Origin of the sequence: Haloarcula sp. CBA1115 (genome assembly GCF_000827835.1) — an archaeon.
Lineage (GTDB): Archaea > Halobacteriota > Halobacteria > Halobacteriales > Haloarculaceae > Haloarcula > Haloarcula hispanica.
In genome coordinates, this window is record NZ_CP010529.1 from 1254308 (window position 1) to 1269745 (window position 15438).

At 64.5% G+C, this 15438-nt stretch carries 17 protein-coding genes and 2 tRNA genes; 5 read left to right on the plus strand and 14 right to left on the minus strand.

Annotated features, from left to right (window positions below):
* Positions 1–15 precede the first annotated feature (15 nt).
* On the minus strand, positions 16–366 hold the full coding sequence (locus tag SG26_RS06175) for a helix-turn-helix domain-containing protein (RefSeq protein WP_004515333.1): 351 nt from the start codon (positions 364–366) through the stop codon (positions 16–18).
* Between the two features lie 132 nt (positions 367–498).
* Here SG26_RS06175 and SG26_RS06180 point away from each other — a divergent pair, with 132 nt between their 5' ends.
* Positions 499–993 (plus strand): PadR family transcriptional regulator, encoded by a 495-nt coding sequence (locus SG26_RS06180; RefSeq protein ID WP_050037124.1) that lies wholly within the window; start codon positions 499–501, stop codon positions 991–993.
* A 276-nt stretch (positions 994–1269) separates the two neighbouring features.
* Here SG26_RS06180 and SG26_RS06185 read toward each other — a convergent pair whose 3' ends face one another.
* On the minus strand, positions 1270–1449 hold the full coding sequence (locus SG26_RS06185; protein WP_004515335.1) for an HVO_0416 family zinc finger protein: 180 nt from the start codon (positions 1447–1449) through the stop codon (positions 1270–1272).
* Between the two features lie 197 nt (positions 1450–1646).
* Positions 1647–2219 carry a YbhB/YbcL family Raf kinase inhibitor-like protein gene (locus SG26_RS06190; RefSeq protein WP_014041393.1) on the minus strand — a complete coding sequence of 191 codons (573 nt, stop codon included), beginning with the start codon at positions 2217–2219 and terminating at the stop codon, positions 1647–1649.
* Positions 2220–2394: 175 nt separating this feature from the next.
* Between SG26_RS06190 and SG26_RS06195 the strand changes: the two genes are divergently transcribed.
* The gene (locus SG26_RS06195) at positions 2395–4677 is read left to right on the plus strand and encodes a nitric-oxide reductase large subunit (protein WP_014041394.1); all 2283 of its coding nucleotides are present in this window, start codon (positions 2395–2397) and stop codon (positions 4675–4677) included.
* A gap of 82 nt (positions 4678–4759) precedes the next feature.
* Here SG26_RS06195 and SG26_RS06200 read toward each other — a convergent pair whose 3' ends face one another.
* From SG26_RS06200 to SG26_RS06210, 3 genes are all read right to left on the minus strand, one after another.
* Complete coding sequence (locus SG26_RS06200; RefSeq protein ID WP_014041395.1) at positions 4760–6520, minus strand: alpha/beta fold hydrolase; 1761 nt, start codon at positions 6518–6520, stop codon at positions 4760–4762.
* A gap of 260 nt (positions 6521–6780) precedes the next feature.
* On the minus strand, positions 6781–7152 hold the full coding sequence (locus SG26_RS06205; protein WP_050007460.1) for a hypothetical protein: 372 nt from the start codon (positions 7150–7152) through the stop codon (positions 6781–6783).
* Positions 7153–7234: 82 nt separating this feature from the next.
* Positions 7235–8224, minus strand: a complete 990-nt coding sequence (locus SG26_RS06210) for a ring-cleaving dioxygenase (RefSeq protein WP_050037125.1) — start codon at positions 8222–8224, stop codon at positions 7235–7237.
* Positions 8225–8361: 137 nt separating this feature from the next.
* Between SG26_RS06210 and SG26_RS06215 the strand changes: the two genes are divergently transcribed.
* A complete protein-coding gene (locus tag SG26_RS06215; protein WP_050007467.1) occupies positions 8362–8889 on the plus strand; it encodes a phosphopantetheine adenylyltransferase in 528 nt (175 codons plus the stop codon).
* 41 nt (positions 8890–8930) lie between these two features.
* Here SG26_RS06215 and SG26_RS06220 read toward each other — a convergent pair whose 3' ends face one another.
* Genes SG26_RS06220 through SG26_RS06235 form a run of 4 tightly spaced genes read right to left on the minus strand, consistent with a single transcriptional unit; the run spans position 8931 to position 11487 of the window.
* Positions 8931–9743 carry an energy-coupling factor ABC transporter ATP-binding protein gene (locus tag SG26_RS06220; RefSeq protein WP_050037126.1) on the minus strand — a complete coding sequence of 271 codons (813 nt, stop codon included), beginning with the start codon at positions 9741–9743 and terminating at the stop codon, positions 8931–8933.
* Entirely contained in the window at positions 9740–10531 is a 792-nt protein-coding gene (gene cbiQ, locus SG26_RS06225; protein ID WP_014041400.1) for a cobalt ECF transporter T component CbiQ, read from the minus strand. Before cbiQ ends, SG26_RS06220 begins: the two co-directional genes overlap by 4 nt.
* A gap of 3 nt (positions 10532–10534) precedes the next feature.
* The gene (locus tag SG26_RS06230; protein ID WP_014041401.1) at positions 10535–10849 is read right to left on the minus strand and encodes a PDGLE domain-containing protein; all 315 of its coding nucleotides are present in this window, start codon (positions 10847–10849) and stop codon (positions 10535–10537) included.
* The gene (locus SG26_RS06235; protein ID WP_050037127.1) at positions 10849–11487 is read right to left on the minus strand and encodes an energy-coupling factor ABC transporter permease; all 639 of its coding nucleotides are present in this window, start codon (positions 11485–11487) and stop codon (positions 10849–10851) included. The genes SG26_RS06230 and SG26_RS06235 overlap by 1 nt, the downstream gene beginning before the upstream one ends.
* A gap of 120 nt (positions 11488–11607) precedes the next feature.
* Here SG26_RS06235 and nikR point away from each other — a divergent pair, with 120 nt between their 5' ends.
* A complete protein-coding gene (gene nikR / locus SG26_RS06240; RefSeq protein WP_008307710.1) occupies positions 11608–12018 on the plus strand; it encodes a nickel-responsive transcriptional regulator NikR in 411 nt (136 codons plus the stop codon).
* Positions 12019–12098: 80 nt separating this feature from the next.
* On the opposite strand, the gene SG26_RS06245 is transcribed toward nikR, so the two are convergent.
* Both SG26_RS06245 and SG26_RS06250 read right to left on the minus strand, forming a co-directional pair.
* A tRNA-Ile gene (locus tag SG26_RS06245) sits at positions 12099–12173 on the minus strand.
* A 182-nt stretch (positions 12174–12355) separates the two neighbouring features.
* Positions 12356–12428, minus strand: a tRNA-Asn gene (locus tag SG26_RS06250).
* A gap of 95 nt (positions 12429–12523) precedes the next feature.
* Here SG26_RS06250 and cca point away from each other — a divergent pair.
* Entirely contained in the window at positions 12524–13960 is a 1437-nt protein-coding gene (gene cca / locus SG26_RS06255) for a CCA tRNA nucleotidyltransferase (protein ID WP_050037128.1), read from the plus strand.
* Here the strand turns inward: cca and SG26_RS06260 are convergent.
* On the minus strand, positions 13939–14946 hold the full coding sequence (locus tag SG26_RS06260; protein ID WP_050037129.1) for a histone deacetylase: 1008 nt from the start codon (positions 14944–14946) through the stop codon (positions 13939–13941). The genes cca and SG26_RS06260 overlap by 22 nt on opposite strands.
* Positions 14947–15384 (minus strand): histone, encoded by a 438-nt coding sequence (locus SG26_RS06265; protein ID WP_005537260.1) that lies wholly within the window; start codon positions 15382–15384, stop codon positions 14947–14949.
* Between the last annotated feature and the right edge of the window lie 54 nt (positions 15385–15438).

A 15438-nucleotide genomic window follows, 5' to 3' on the forward strand; every position in this document is an offset into this window, starting at 1 on the left:
CGCTGGAGAGTGAATTCATTCCGGGTTCAGCTCGTCCCAGAGCTGACTGAACCGGTCCGGGAGGTTCTCCTCCCGATAGATGCGCACTTTGTACTCCTCGTCTTCGAGCGAAATGACCGTCGACTCGAAGTTGGACTCGTACACCTTGTAGTGGTTTCCGTCCTCGGCGACGAGCGTTCGGTCGGTGACGAGGTCGTACTCGTCGAGCAGTTCGATACGTCGATACACCGTCGGCAGCGAGAGGTCGCACTCCTCCGCGAGTTCCTTCGCCGACTGCGGTTCACGACTGATTGCGGCGAGCACACGGCGCGCGTGCTGGTCACCGATTGTATCGAGAATCTCCTCGATGCTCTGTTCCTCAGCCACTACACCAAGATTCGCGTCATATTATATAAGCGTTTTCGAGCACTGTGGTGGTTTCACGTTCAGAAAACACTGCCCCGTTTATATGATGATAGCCCCTGTAGCTCCCACTGCGGATTGCGTTCAGGTGAGACGATGTCCGGAGACAACCTCCGTCGCGTGACGACGGGCAAGATGCAGGGCCAGAACGCCGATGAGCGAGTGACCCCTCTCGGCGATACAGAGCGCCCGGAATCGCATGACCCACCCAGTCGTGACGCCATCACGGAGTCGTTGGACCCGGTCATTGACGACGTCGTCGACGGCGAGACCGCGGTCGATGACGGCCTGGTCACACAGAGTTTGGAAGAGATCCTACTGGCGATGATCGCAGTCGCCGATGGTGGCACCCACGGGACCGGACTGATGGAGGAACTGGAAGCCCAGTTCGGTGCCGAACTGAGTCCGGGGACAGTGTACCCCCGGCTACACGAGTTAGAAGCGGATGGCACGCTCCAAATGCACGAACTCGTCCAGACGAAACAGTACGGAATCGCGGACGATGCGGCTGCGAAAGAGCAGATCGCAACGTCCGCGTCCCAACATCTCGCGCTCGGGCTGTTCCTCCACGCGTCGCTCGATGCGCTGTAACCACCACAAACCGGTCAGTCTGCCGATACACGACCCCCCAATCGTCGGCTACGAACCGGTCGGCTCGCCGACACACCACCCCCCAACCGTCGGCTGGCCACACAAAGACTCCCCACTTCCTTTCTGCGCAACGTGATACAGTCCCGACTGCCTGAGCTGTTGCTGTCCAGACACGAGACGTAGCGAAGCTCGTCCCGACAGAGAGCGAACTGTCGGTTCTACGGGTCAGTACCACCGCTACCGGATGAAGGCGGAAGGGATGAAAAGGGAGTATCCTTACCGTACCGGTGTCCAGCCACACACCGAGCACTGTGCCGCTGTCGACTCGTGAAGACCGCCGCAATCAGGGCACTGCTTCTTGTTATAGCTCTCTTCCCAACCGCTCTGGTCCACGTCGTGGCCACGCTGGGAGAGGAACTCGTCGAACATATCGTCACTACTCGGTGCGGACGCCATACATGCTATGGTATATCACATCAGTATATAGGTTTAATGGTATTGTGAAACATTGCCATAAGTAACGACGCACCACGCGCGACGAGACGGTCAGTCACAGCGAGCCGTGCCACTCAGGAGCCGTACAACCAGAAGACAACATCAGATGAGCAGTCGTTCAGACGGTGCGCTGGCCCGGTTGTCTCCGATACCACCCGTTAGCTGTCGGTCGCAACCGGGTGGGTGTAATCAACAGTGATGCGGGCGCTTGCGATGAGCGCGTTCGCGATGGCCTCTGACGCCTGTTCCTGCTCTGTCCCACCCTCGATGGAAAGCATTTCGTCGAGAGCGAACACCTGAAACCGGTGTTCGTACGGCTGGCCGGCCGGCGGACACGGCGGTTCGTACCCCGGCTCGTTGGGGGGCTGTGTTCCCTGTCGAGCGCCGCCGAGCGCGTCGAGGGTCGGCTCGCGAGGGAGGCCGGCCGGAATCCGGTCCGTCTCTGGCGGGACGTTCCACAGCGTCCAGAACACCGGCTGGCTAAACACGCCGCCGTCGTACTCGGCTGTGACAGCGAGCGCTGCCGTCGGCTCCGGGACGCGCTCGATGACGAACGGTGGCGAAACGCCATCGCCGTCACAGGTGAACCGGGCCGGAAGCTCGTCCCCGGAACTGAACGCGGGGCTCGACACTTCGAAAGCCGGTGTCGTGTCGTCCGACTGCCCGGTACAGCCCGCGCTCCCGACCAGTGCTGACGCCCCGAGCGTCTGGAGGAGGTGGCGACGGCGCATACCAGAGTGGGAGGGACAGGTCGTAATCTGCCTTGTGATACCCCGCCACGTACCACACCAAATCCGGTGAAGGGACATCACTGGTCCCTATCAGGGCGAACATGTTCCCGCCCGTCGCCAGCGACTGAGAACGTCTTACCCCCTTCTTATTTTGGGATACTGGAGTTCCAACCACATGGAACTCAAACGCAAAACGATCGCGAAGGTGATCGCCGCCGCGTTCGTCTTCAACCTCGTCGTCATGGGGGCTGGCGCGTGGATCGCGTATCAGGAAGCGCCACCCATCCCGGAGCAGGTTGTCGGACCCGACGGCGAGACGCTTGTCACGGGTGAGGACATCCGCGACGGGAAGAAGGCGTTCCAGAAGAACGGGCTGATGAACCACGGGTCGATTCTCGGGAACGGCGCGTACTACGGCGCGGACTACACCGCCGACTCGCTGGAGTTGAAAACCCAGCACATGCGGACGTACTACGCCGAGGAGCGCTACGGGACCGAGTACGACTCGCTGTCGACGGCCGAACAGGCTGCCGTCGATGACGACGTGAAACAGGACCTCAGTGGGGAGTACGAGGGCGGGAACATCGAGTACTCCGCCGCAGAGCTGTACGCCCACGAGCAGGTCCGTCAGGAGTACGTCGAGCGGTACCACGAGGGCAGCCACGAACGGGGCGTCCCTGAGGGGATGATCGACTCCGAAGCCGACGCCCGACAGTTCGCCGACTTCGCCATGTGGACGGCGTGGTTCTCCCACACCGACCGACCTGGCGGCGAACACTCCTACACGAACGACTGGCCCTACGAGCCGGCCGCCGGTAACGACGCGACCGGCGCGGCGATGACCTGGAGCGTCATCGCAATGGTCCTGCTCGTCGCCGCCGCCGGTGGCGGCATCTGGCTGTACCAGTCCGTCAGCCTCCCGGAACCGTCCGCCGGCGACCTCTCGGTTCCCGAGCCGGGCGACGTGAGCATCTTCCCCAGCCAGCGGGCCGCCCTGCGGTTCATCCCGGTCGCCGCCGGGCTGTTCCTCGCGCAGGTGTTACTCGGTGGATTACTCGCCCACTTCTACATCGAACGGGCAGGGTTCTTCGGCATCGAGGAAATCTTCGGTGTCCATATCCTCCAGATTCTGCCGTTTGCGATGGCGAAGACCTGGCACATCGACCTGGGCATTCTCTGGATCGCCGCGACGTGGCTCGGTGCCGGGCTGTTCCTGCCGCCGCTGTTGACCGGCCACGAGCCCAAACGCCAGTCGACGTACATCAACGTGCTGCTCGGAGCCATCGTCGTCGTCACCGTCGGCGGCCTCGGCGGCATCTGGCTCGGGTCGCACGGCTACTTCGGCGACCTCTGGTGGCTGTTCGGCAACGAAGGGCTAGAGTACCTCGAAGTCGGGAAGGTCTGGCAGGTCGGACTGCTCGTCGGCTTCGGCCTGTGGGCCGTCCTCTCGATTCGGGGCCTGAAACCGCTGCTAGACCGAGAGCCGGTGTTCGGCCTCGCCCACATGATTCTGTACGCCGGCGGCTCGATTGCACTGCTGTTTACCGCCGGGTTCTTCTTCACCCCGGAGACCAACATCGCCGTCACGGAGTTCTGGCGCTGGTGGGTCGTCCACATGTGGGTCGAAGGGGCCTTCGAGTTCTTCATCGTCGCCATCATCGGGCTGACGCTGGTGTCGATGAACCTGCTCAGCCGCCGCAGCGCCGAGAAGGCGGTCATGCTCCAGGCGCTGCTGGTGATGAGTACGGGCGTCATCGGCGTCTCCCACCACTACTGGTGGGTCGGCATGCCCGACATGTGGGTCCCCATCGGGAGCGTATTCTCGACGCTTGAGCTGCTCCCGCTGGTGTTCATCCTCTACGAGGCGCTGGGCCAGTACCGGGCGATGTCGGAAACCGGTGGGTTCCCCTACAAGCTCCCGTTCATGTTCATCATCGCCAGCGGGGTCTGGAACTTCGTCGGTGCCGGCGTGCTCGGGTTCTTCATCAACCTCCCGCTCATCAACTACTACGAGCACGGCACCTACCTCACGGTCGGCCACGCCCACGCCGCGATGTTCGGGGCGTTCGGCTTCCTCGCGCTGGGGATGGTCACCTACATGCTCCAGCTCGCCATCAAGCCCGGCCGCTGGGACGGCTCCTGGCTCCGGGCGGCGTTCTGGTGCTGGAACGTCGGCCTCGCACTGATGGTGTTCGTCTCTGTCCTGCCCGTGGGCTTCCTCCAGCTGGAGGCGGCGTTCACCGGGAGCTACGCCGCGGCCCGGAGCGTGGCGTTCTACAACCAGCCGCTCGTCCAGACGCTGTTCTGGGCGCGGCTCCCTGGTGACACGCTCATCATCCTCGGGACGGCCATCTACGCGGCCGACCTGATCCGCAAGCGGTTCGTCCTCCGGCGGTCCGAGGACGACCCCACGGTCGAGGACATGGCCGTCGCGGAGGGCGTCATGAGCGACGACTGAGTTACCGCCGGGTTTCGGCTGTGGTCATCACGGCCGGAACACGGCTCGCCGACAGCAACGAGAAGAGAGTGAACCGTCGGATCTAGACGGGGAACTGCGTCGCCGTCCCGGCGACGATGACCCACGTCACGAGGACGGCGTTGATCGTCGCGCCGACCCAGACCCGACCCGTCTTCCTGAAGAAGTAGGTGCTGACGAAAGCCACGATGCTGAGCAGGGCGACGAACTGCAGCGCCAGGATTGTCAGCAGCGGGTGGCCAAGCGGCAGGGGCTGGCCAGTCAGCAGTGGGATGTACTGAACCGCCAGCAGTACGACGAACCCACCGACGACGATGAGCCAGTTCGTCGCCATCGCGCGGCGGAGCGACCGGGACTCGCCCTCGGGACGGAGCTGACCGTGCAGGAGCGCACCGAGGACGACGAAGAAGGCAAACAGCGGCAAGAGATACGAGAAGCTGATCCGGAACTGCGCCGGGGACAGGAGTTTGATGGCGAACACCCAGATGCGGAAGTCCGTCTGGAACAGGAACGCCACGACGGCTTCCAGCAGATACAGCACACCGACGGTAACGACACCGGCCAGGACCGAGACGCCGACTGTCCGCGCGCCGTCGCCCGTATCGAGGCCGTAGCTCGCCAGCGACACCGAGGGGTCGTCCGCGTTAGTCGTGTAGTGCCACACCGCGAACAGCACCGCGGTGATGACCGCGTTCCCCAGCGCCCAGACGATCACGCCGTTGTTGATCTGCTGTGGGAACAGCCAACTGAGGCCGATAATCGCCGGTGCAACGTCTTGCAACGGGAAGTACGTCACAATCGGAATCGCGGCGGCGAGCAGCGACGCCCCGTAGCGTTTCGCGCCGGTCATCCCCTTCCCGTCGGGGTACTCCCGTCGGAGCCTGTCGGTCGGTGCCCGGTCGATGAGCAGGCCGCCGACCGGGAACAGCGACAGCACGCCGCCGATGAGGGCAACAAAGGTCCCGAGCGATTTCCAGTACCAGACCTGGTTGCTCGGGTCCATCTCGTCTTCGCCTTCGAGCGTTAGCTGGAGCCACTCGATGGACGCGCCGATGGCTGCGGTCGAGAAGTGGTCGCCGGGGTGAGTGGTTGCCGGGGTGTACAGTTGCCGTGCGGTCCCGTCCTCGACACTGCCGTAGGTACGCCCCTCCTCGACGGCGCTGTCCGTGCCGAACACCGTCTGGAGTTTGTCGCTCTGCTCAACGTCGGACGCACTCGCCGTCCCCCACATCAACGGGGCGAACTCGTCGTACTCGCTGAACACGACGGCGAGGTTCCGTGGGAACGAGTCAGTACCTTCGGGGGCACGGTTCGACCCAGTCGATGACCCCTCGATGACCATCGACTCGTACCCGTCCGGATGGGCCGCGGCCGCCGTGATGACAGTCCAGCCACCCATCGAGTGGCCTTCGAGCCCGATGTTTTCGTTATCGACGTAGTCCAGCGACCGGAGATATTCGAGGCTGTCGGGGCCACCGTAGCCGTTTTTGAACGCTGGCGGGTCCGAGTAGCCGTGGCCGGTCTGGTCGATAGCGAGAACCACGAAACCTCGCCTTGCGTACTCGATAGCGAACGGCGACTGCGTCTCCTTCGAGTTGATGTAGCCGTGGACGGCTAACACCCCCGGCTGTGGGGAAGCGCTGCTCGCCTCCTCAGGGATGTACAGCGTCCCGCTCATCATCGTCCCGTTGGTCCCGGAGAACTTCACGTCGCGAACCTCGACGGAACCGGCGTCTGTTTGTACTGTCCATGCGAGCCCGCTCCCGCTGAATATCAGGAGTAGCGACACTGCAGCGACGAACCACAGTCGTCTATCATCGTTCATGATAATACCACGGACGCAGGTGAGACACTCAGTGAATTAAACTTACTGTAAACTCCAAGCCAACGGTAAAGAATTGGGAACGGCGCTGAAAACGGTATTCTAACCCGTTGAAATGGGTGGCAGGTTCCACCCACGTACTGGGCAGTGCTCCGATTCCCACTTCATTACCAATTATTCGGCGTTATCAATAAACCGGTTTATCGGGCATCTACGGTCACAAATAGCCACTTCAGTTTCAATTACTCGCCCCATGGACGAGGTTACGCGCCGCCGAGTTCGTTGGTCCAGAGGTGTTCGATGTCAGCTTCGAGATCAGCCGTATCGAGCGCTTCGACGCCTGACAGGTGCTCGCGGGCGTCCGTGAGATGCTGCTGGACCGCGGCCACGTCGTCAACCGACTTCGCGGCACAGAGCGACACCCGTGCTCGGTTGATTTCCAGCCGCTCCCCGAGCGCCTGCGTCACCGGGATGTCGTGCTCGTCGCCGAGCTGTGCCATGCGGTCTAGCACGCTCGTCGGGACTTCCAGCTGGGCCGCGAGCTCCCGGGACGGCAGATCGACCGTGATATCGGTCGTCTCACACTCGCTCTCACCCCACGGCGCGATAACGTACTCCTGCCCCTCTGTGGACATATAACGTGGGACAGTCCGGACACTCATATTTACTCACAGGCTAACAGGAAGAATGAGGCGTATACCGGTCGGTTCGTCGGTGTTAGTCGTCGGCTTCGGCGGCCGCTGGCCGGGGAATCGTCACGTCCGTGAGCCCCGCTTCGATTTCCTCGCGTCGGCCCTCGAACTTCCCGGGCAGCACCAGCCGGCCACCGAGGTCATCAAGCGGTTCGTCGCTGTCGTACCCGGGGCCGCTCGTGGCGAGTTCGAACAGCACGCCGCCGAACTCCCGGAAGTAGACCGACCGGAACCAGTGGCGGTCGATCTGTGATGTGGGGCGCAGTCCCGCACCGCGAACGGCCTCACGCATCGACTGCTGGTCCTCGTCGGTTGGCGTCTGGAAGGCGACGTGGTGGACCGTGCCGTGGCCCTGCCGGCCGCCCTCGATAGTCGGCAACACGTCGACGTACTTCCCGACAGACCCCGTCGCGGCGTAGCGGGTCCGCTCGTCGCCGGGCGTATCGCCCTGTGCCTGCTCGGTGCCGACTTCCTCGAAGCCCATCTTCTGGAGCAGGTCCTCCGTCGGTTCGGGGTCAGCGAGCCAGAGCGTCACCGAGTGGAAGCCACGGATGGCGGCGTCTTCGGGAACGAACTCCGTCCACGGCTCGGTCGGGTCGTCGTCGGGAATCCCGACTTCGACCAGTTCGACCGGGAGCCCGTCCGGGTCGCGAAACGGGAGGACGGTCTCGCCGAACCGCTCGACACGGTCGTCGTAGTCGACGCCGTACTCGTCGAAGCGGTCCTCCCAGTAGTCGAGGCTTCCCTCGGGAACGCGGAACGCGGTGCGTGAGACCTGTCCAGAGCCGACCTTCCCCTGTGCGTGGTCCTCCCACGGGAAGAACGTCATGCTCGTCCCGGGGTTCCCCGCGGCGTCGGCGAAGAAGAAGTGGTACGTACTGGGGTCGTCCTGGTTGATCGAGCGCTTGACGAGCCTGAGCCCGAGCGTTTCGACCCAAAAGTCCATGTTCTGCTGGGGATCGCTCGCGATGCATGTGACGTGATGGATGCCCGGAGTAGGGGTGGCTTCGGTCATTGGGAGCAATACGTGCCGGAACTACTTGAGTGACTGCTGACGTGAGTGTTACCGGGGTACAGTCGGTAGAAGCTGTTGGCACTGGCGAGTCATGCGACGGACAGCAGTTATATATGACACTGGTGGGACATTCGCGTATGGCAGACGCGGACCGGACAGCGATTCTCGGCGGGACCTTCACACCGATTCACAACGGCCACCGGGCGCTCCTACACAAGGCGTTCCAGACCGCAAGCCACGACGGACGTGGCGATGGCCACGTCATCGTCGGTCTGACGAGTTCCGAACTGGCTACAGAGACGCGTAGCGACCCGGGACACGCGGAGCAGTTGGGTGCGTACGACGACCGCCATGCCGCGCTCGATGCCGAGTTGGGCCAGTTAGGCGAGTCATACACCGCCACTTACGAGATTCTCCAATTAGAGGACACGCAAGGACCAGCCGCGACGCGGGCCGACGTGGATGCGCTCGTCGCCTCGCCGGAGGCGAAGGCACAGCGCCGCGCCTACGAACTCAATCAGCAGCGGCGGGACGCGGGGCTCCACCCGCTGGAGATCCACACGCCGCCGTTTGTCGTCGCCGAAGACGGCACGCGGATCAGCAGCACCCGGATTCGGAACGGCGAAATCGACGTACACGGCCGCCTGCTCGACGCGTCAGAGTGAGGGTGGTGTGAAAAGCGCCAGTTTCTCTGCGCGTCAGACCGTCACTCCATGGTATCCGGACCGTCCGCGTCCAGCCGTTCGGCGGCCCCCGCGACGGTCAGTGGCACGTCGTCCGTCCGGCCCTCGAACAGTCTGACGACTTGTGGCGGGCGCAGGTCACAGTCCCGCAACAGGTCAGTATCAGTCAGGATACGGCGGGTGGGCCCCCTCGCGGCAATCGTGCCGGTATCGTCGAGCAACAGGACCCGGCCCGCGACGTGCGGGACGAGTTCGGTGTCCGGCGTCGAGACGACGAGCGTGACGCCCTCGGCCGCGAGTTCGTCCAGCAGGTCGAGAATCGTCTCCCGGTTCGCGGCGTCGACGTTGCTCACCGGTTCATCGAGCAACAGTACGTCCGGTTCGACGGTGAGCGCGCTGGCGAGAGCAGCCCGGCGCTGTTCACCGCCGCTGAGCCGGAACGGCGGCTTCGACAGGAGGCCGTCGAGGTCGAGCCGGGCCGCGACTCGCTCGACGCGGCGGTCAACCTCCGCGCGCTCGCAGTCGAGTTGCGCCGGCCCGTAGGCGAGGTCTTCGCGAACGGTCGGGTTGAACAGGTAGTCCGCAGGGTTCTGCGTGAGGACGCTCAGACGGCTGCGGACGGTGTCGGCGTCGGTCGTCTCCCCGAAGTACCGGACCCGCCCGCCATCGGGGTCGACCAGCCCGCCCAGCAGTTCCAGCAGCGTCGACTTGCCAGCCCCGTTCGGGCCGAGCAGCGCTACGCGGTCGCCGCGCTCGATGGACACATCGACGCCGTCGACGGCCAGCGTTTCATCGGGGTATGCGTACCGGAGGTCAGTCGCCTCGATAGCAGTCACGCGACCACCACCACGACGGCGAGCGCGACGACCAGTCCGAAGGCGAGGTCGGCCCGCCCGAGCGGTTCCCGGGGCTGTGCCGGCGTCGAGCCAGTCCCGCCACGAGCGCGAGCGGCCCGCTGGACCCGCTCGCCGCGTTCCAGACTGCGGACGAGAAACGAGCCCACGAAGTTCCCCGAGTCGCGCCAGTTCCGGCGGAGGCTCGGCTCGGCGATGGTTCGACTCCGGCGAGCCCGGACCATGCGTTCGAGTTCGGCGAAAAAGAGGAGCAGATAGCGGTACGTGATTCCGAGCAGCGAGACGGCAATCGACGGGACCCGGAGCCGGCGAAACGCCGCCAAGAGGTCGGCGAAGCGGGTGGTCAACAGCAGCACGGACAGGAAGCCGACACACGCGGTTACGCGGACGGCGAACGTAAGCACGTAGTCGACGCCAGCGGCCGAGAGCGGGAGCGAGCCAAGCGAGGGACCACCCATCAGGATGGCCTGTGGCGCGACGACGACGAACGCGAACGCCGGCGGGCCGGTCAGCCGCCCCAAGAAAGTACGGATAGGTATCCGAGAAATGGCCGCAAGCACCGAAGCGAGGAGCGCGAGCGCGCTGACGACTGCCAGTGTCCGCTGTGTCACGGTAAGGGCGACGAGCGTCGCGACGCCGACGAGCTTGACCGTCGGCGTGACGGCCTGGAGAAACCCGTCCCGGTCCGGCAGGTCCTCAGCGAGCAGGAACCACTGGGCGCTGGCCGCGATGGCCGCAACGGTCCGGTCGAGCAGGTCTCTGCCGGACATCAGCTACTGCCGCTGGTCGGTATCCGCCCCGAGCAGGCGACCGATGCCGGCACCGAGGAGGAGCGTCAGCGCCGTCCCGACGACGGCCGACACGAACGTTCCGGTTGCACCACCGAGACCGGGGACGCCGTAGTCCGGGAACAGCGCGGTACCGACGGCGGTGGCGTGTTCCGTCGCATCGGTCGCCTCGGCGGCGTTTTCGAGCGGTTCGGCGTAGCCGACCTGACCGGCCGCCCATCCGAACACCGGCGCGAGCAATGTCAGGACCAGCAGCGCGGCGAGGGCACGAGGTAGCCAGTCGGGAAGATCCCGGGCCATCACGCACTCACCTCCGGGGCGGCGTTCGGTCGCAGGTCGGGGCGAGCGCGGGCCAGATAGCGGTAGACCGAGGCGGTGATGGCCCCTTCAATCAGGCCCAACGCGAGGTGCCCGACGCCCATTATCGACAGCGTCGTCAGCAACTGGTACTGGAACGCAGAGGAAAGGCCCAGCTGAAGGGCGGCGGTCAGCGCGCCGGCCGTAATTCCTAGCCACCCCGCGACGAAGGCCGCGCGGAACTCGCCGTAGGGAACGAGCAGGCGATAGATGGCGTAGCCGACGTACACCTCGACGACAGCCATGTTGAACACGTTCGCGCCAAGCACCACGAGCCCGCCGTCACCGAAGACGAGCGCCTGAATCGTGACGACAGTCGCGACACAGAGCGCGCCCAGGTGCGGACCGAGGAGAATCGCCGCGAACGCGCCCCCGACGAAGTGGGCGCTGGTGCCCCCGGGAATTGGCCAGTCGAGCATCTGTGCGGCGAAGATACTCGCTGCGACGACACCGAGCAGCGGCGCGCGCGCATCGGAAATCTCACCGTTGACACGCTTGGCAGCGACGCTCAGAACGACGACCGCAAGCGCACCGAACAGCAACGCAAGCGGTAGATCGATATATCCGTCGGGAATGTGCATGCTACCCGGGTCTGGCCCCGGCGCAGTAATAATACTTTTTCATCGGGCAGTATTACTGCCGACGAGTGAGTATTACCGAAGCCCGGATATCCATATGCGAGCCCCTCTCTATCGACACACATGAGTGAGGACCTCGACCGGATCAGCCTGACACTCCCCTCGTCGATGGTCGACCGACTCGACGGTATCGTCGACGACTGGGAGTACGCGAGCCGGTCGGAAGCCATTCGTGACTCGCTACGTGACTTCTTTGCGACCTACGAGTGGGAGTCCGGTGACGAAAAACACCACCACGGGACCATCGTCATCGTCCACGACCACCACGTCTCGGGCATCGCAGACGAGCTTCAGACGGTCCAACACGAGATGGCCGACATCATCACCTCCGTCCAGCACATTCATCTCTCCCACGACACCTGCATGGAGACCCTGGTCGTCGAGGGCGCGGGCGGCAATATCACGGAGCTAGCCAACCGTCTCCGGGCGATTGGTGGTGTCCAACAGGTCAAGGTCGTCGTCGTGGACGAGTGAGTTGTAGGCGTGTGAGTCGCCTTCCCCTCGAAAATATGAGACTCCGACCGCATTGCAGACCGTTCTGCCAGTGGTGGACATGGGCCCTGCCGGATTTGAACCAGCGCTCAATCGGTTATGAGCCGATCGCTTTAACCAGACTAAGCTAAGGGCCCTTCAGAATGGTGTTGATGAGTCCGCATCTTTAGCCTGTCGGGTTGGAGTGGTGGGGTTCGGAGAGACAGGTGGGTCGATACAGAGAGTTTCGTGCATCGGCTGCATATCTCACCGTCCAGCGGCCCTGAAAGCCGACAGTGACGGAGTCGCAGCGCTCGTCGATTTGTGAGTGAAAGAACGACGCCACCGCCAGGGCTCGAACCTGGGACAACCTGGGTAACAACCAGGTGCTCTACCAACTGAGCTACGGCGGCGCGAACGCATCCAATCATTGCCAGAGTTGGTAATTAGGGCTTTCGTTTCCAGTCGGCATCGACACGCTTTCACGCACTTGTGCGCAAGCGGCGGTATGAGCGATGAGTTCGACGCCGTCGTCGAGGAGATGCGAGCACGGGCCTCGCCAACCGACGACGAGCGAGCGCAGTTACAGCGGGTCGCCGACGCGGTGATGGCCGACGCCGAGGCGGCCGTCGCCGACCTGCCGGTCGCTGCGGAGGTAGTGCAAGTCGGATCGACGGCCCGCGGAACGTGGACCGCCGGCGACCGAGACGTGGACGTGTTCGTCTGTTTTCCACCGTCACTCGACCGCGAAGCGCTGGAGGAATACGGGCTGACGGTCGGGCACGAAGTCCTCCCCGATGGGCGCGAGGAGTACGCCGAACACCCCTACGTCGTCGGCGAGCGCGAGGGGTACGCCGTGGATCTGGTGCCCTGCTACGCGGTCGAGGACGCCACCGAGATCCAGTCCGCGGTCGACCGGACACCGTTTCACACCAGATATCTGCAGGAGCGACTGGACGACGACGGCGCGGGCGAGGTGCGGGTGGCAAAGCAGTTCCTGAAGGGTATCGGTGTCTACGGGAGCGACCTCCGAACACGCGGGTTCTCGGGCTATCTGACGGAGCTGCTGGTACTCGAGTACGGCGGCTTCCGGGCGTTCGTCGAGGCAGTCGCGGACTGGTACCCGCCGGTTCGGCTGGACCCCGAGGACCACGGGAGCGAGACGTTCGACGACCCGCTGGTCGTCATCGACCCGACGGACCCGGAGCGCAACGTCGCGGCGGTGCTGTCCGCCACGAACGTCGCCAGGCTCCAGCACTACGCCCGGGACCTGCTCGCCGAACCACGGGCCTCGCTGTTCACCGAGGACGACCCTGAGCCGTTCGCAGCACCAGACATCGAAGCCGCTGTGTCACAGCGGGAAACAACGCCGATGGCGCTCCGCTTCGTCGCCCCGGACGTGGTCGACGACCAGCTCTGGCCCCAGCTCCGGAAATCCCTCGATGGGCTCTGCAGCGAACTCGACCGACTGGGGTTCGAGGTCCTGCGGTCGGCCGCGTTCGTCGAGGACGGCAGCGGAGACGACGGGGGCCGAGCCGTCGACAGTGCGAGAGCTACCGCCGGCGGCGACAGCGGATCACCAGCACAGCGGGACGCCGTCCTGCTGCTCGAATTTGCCGTCGCCGAGCGGCCGGCCGTCGAGCGCCACGAAGGGCCGCCGGTCCACGTCCGCGAGCACGCGAGCGGGTTCTTCGAGAAGTACGACGACGACCCCGAGGTGGCCGGCCCCTTCATCGACGGCGACCGCTACGTCGTCGAGCGGCCACGCGCGATCACCACAGCTACCGGGTTCCTGTTGAGCGATGCTGTCTTCGACGTGGGGCTGGGGCCACGGATCGAGTCGGCACTGGAGGACGGCTACGAGGTACTGGTCGGCACAGAGATTACAGCGCTTGCCGACGGTTTCGGCGTCGATCTGGCGGACTACTTCGAGCCGAAGCCCTGATCGGCGAGGTCATCGAGAACGTCGCGGGCGTCGTCGCTGACGTCGTCGTCCGGTTCCATCGGCTGGTAGCCGTCAAAGACTTCGTGAACGGTCGTAACCGAGTCTGAGAGGGTATCAAGTCCGTACCCGCCCTCGAGGATGATTCCAAGCGCCGCGTCACAGGCGTCTGTGAGCGAGCGCATGCGGTCCGTCATTGCGCCGTACCCTTCCGTCGAGACGCGCATCCGTGAAATCGGGTCGTGTTCGTGCGCGTCGAAGCCGGCGCTGATGAGCAACAGGTCGGGGTCGTAGTCCTCGATGGCCGGCGCGATGCACTCGTCGATCGCGGCGAGGTAGTCGGCGGTGTCAGCGCCGGGCTTGTACTTGACGTTGAGGTTCGTGCCGTCGGCGTTCCCCGTGCCGGTCTCCTCAATGTCGCCAGTGCCGGGGTAGAGGCCGTCCTCGTGTATCGAGGCGTAGAACACGTCGGAACGGTCGTAGAAGATGTCCTGTGTACCGTTCCCGTGGTGGACGTCCCAGTCGAAGATGGCGACGCGCTCGGCATCGGCTTCGAGGGCCGCCTGTGCCGCGACGGCCGCGTTGTTGATGAAACAGAAGCCCATGGCGTCGTCGCCCACAGCGTGATGGCCGGGCGGTCGGCCCAGAGAGAACGGTGTGTCGCGGCCGGCGTTGCCGTCAAGCGCGGCTTCCGCCGCCCAGACAGCGAGGCCTGCCGACGCGAGCGCGGCGTCCCACGTCTCCTCGACCGCGACGGTGTCGGCGTCCCAGTTCCCGCCGCCGTCGTCACAGAACTCGCGGAACTCCTCGATGTAGTCGGTGTCGTGGACCTCGCGCACGAGGTCGATGTCGGCGTCGTCGGCGGTGACGTACTCGACACCGTGGTTCTCCTTGAGCGCGCGCCGTATCGCTCGAAGTCTGTCGGGACTCTCCGGATGTCGCGGCCCGGTGTCGTGGTCCAGACAGACCTCGCGGTAGCCGAAGTTCATTCAGTAGTACTGTTCGAGTTCGAAGTACGTTTCGACGTCAGCTGCCTTGATCGTCCGACGGTCAGCGTGACGAGCCAACGTGGCGGCCGCGGCGGCCGTGTCGTCGGCGTACGTTTCGAGGAGCGACGCGAGGGCGACGCGGGCGTCCATTGCGACGCGGTAGTCGTCGTCGATGTCGAGCCGTGCGATGCGGTCGACCGGCGCGACGGGGAGTTCAAGGCCGTCCTTCTCCGGGACCTGCTCGATGCCGAAATCGGCCGGCATCAGCGTCTTTCGGCCGTCCGTGGTGGCCTCGGTGGCTGCTGTGACGGCAAGCGAAGCGCCGTGGTCCTGTATTCGACGAGCCAGTTCCTCCGCAGCGTCGGCACTCACCCGGAGCCCGTCCGCGTTCCGCCGAATGACCGCATCCACCGGTGCGAACGGTAGCTCGACACTCATACCCAAACCCGGGAGTGTTGCGGTCTTAAGAGTTTCCGTAGCGTCGCTCGGCGA

Bases quoted from the DNA above. Each gene is read 5' to 3' on its own strand.
- SG26_RS06195 (WP_014041394.1), top strand. From the start codon at position 2,395: ATGGAACTCAAACGCAAAACGATCGCGAAGGTGATCGCCGCCGCGTTC.
- nikR (WP_008307710.1), top strand. From the start codon at position 11,608: ATGAGTGAGGACCTCGACCGGATCAGCCTGACACTCCCCTCGTCGATG.
- cbiQ (WP_014041400.1), bottom strand. From the start codon at position 10,531: ATGTCCGGCAGAGACCTGCTCGACCGGACCGTTGCGGCCATCGCGGCC.
- SG26_RS06215 (WP_050007467.1), top strand. From the start codon at position 8,362: ATGGCAGACGCGGACCGGACAGCGATTCTCGGCGGGACCTTCACACCG.
- SG26_RS06260 (WP_050037129.1), bottom strand. From the start codon at position 14,946: ATGAACTTCGGCTACCGCGAGGTCTGTCTGGACCACGACACCGGGCCG.
- SG26_RS06200 (WP_014041395.1), bottom strand. From the start codon at position 6,520: ATGAACGATGATAGACGACTGTGGTTCGTCGCTGCAGTGTCGCTACTC.
- SG26_RS06265 (WP_005537260.1), bottom strand. From the start codon at position 15,384: ATGAGTGTCGAGCTACCGTTCGCACCGGTGGATGCGGTCATTCGGCGG.
- SG26_RS06205 (WP_050007460.1), bottom strand. From the start codon at position 7,152: ATGTCCACAGAGGGGCAGGAGTACGTTATCGCGCCGTGGGGTGAGAGC.
- SG26_RS06190 (WP_014041393.1), bottom strand. From the start codon at position 2,219: ATGCGCCGTCGCCACCTCCTCCAGACGCTCGGGGCGTCAGCACTGGTC.
- SG26_RS06210 (WP_050037125.1), bottom strand. From the start codon at position 8,224: ATGACCGAAGCCACCCCTACTCCGGGCATCCATCACGTCACATGCATC.
- SG26_RS06235 (WP_050037127.1), bottom strand. From the start codon at position 11,487: ATGCACATTCCCGACGGATATATCGATCTACCGCTTGCGTTGCTGTTC.
- SG26_RS06180 (WP_050037124.1), top strand. From the start codon at position 499: ATGTCCGGAGACAACCTCCGTCGCGTGACGACGGGCAAGATGCAGGGC.
- cca (WP_050037128.1), top strand. From the start codon at position 12,524: ATGAGCGATGAGTTCGACGCCGTCGTCGAGGAGATGCGAGCACGGGCC.
- SG26_RS06230 (WP_014041401.1), bottom strand. From the start codon at position 10,849: ATGGCCCGGGATCTTCCCGACTGGCTACCTCGTGCCCTCGCCGCGCTG.
- SG26_RS06185 (WP_004515335.1), bottom strand. From the start codon at position 1,449: ATGGCGTCCGCACCGAGTAGTGACGATATGTTCGACGAGTTCCTCTCC.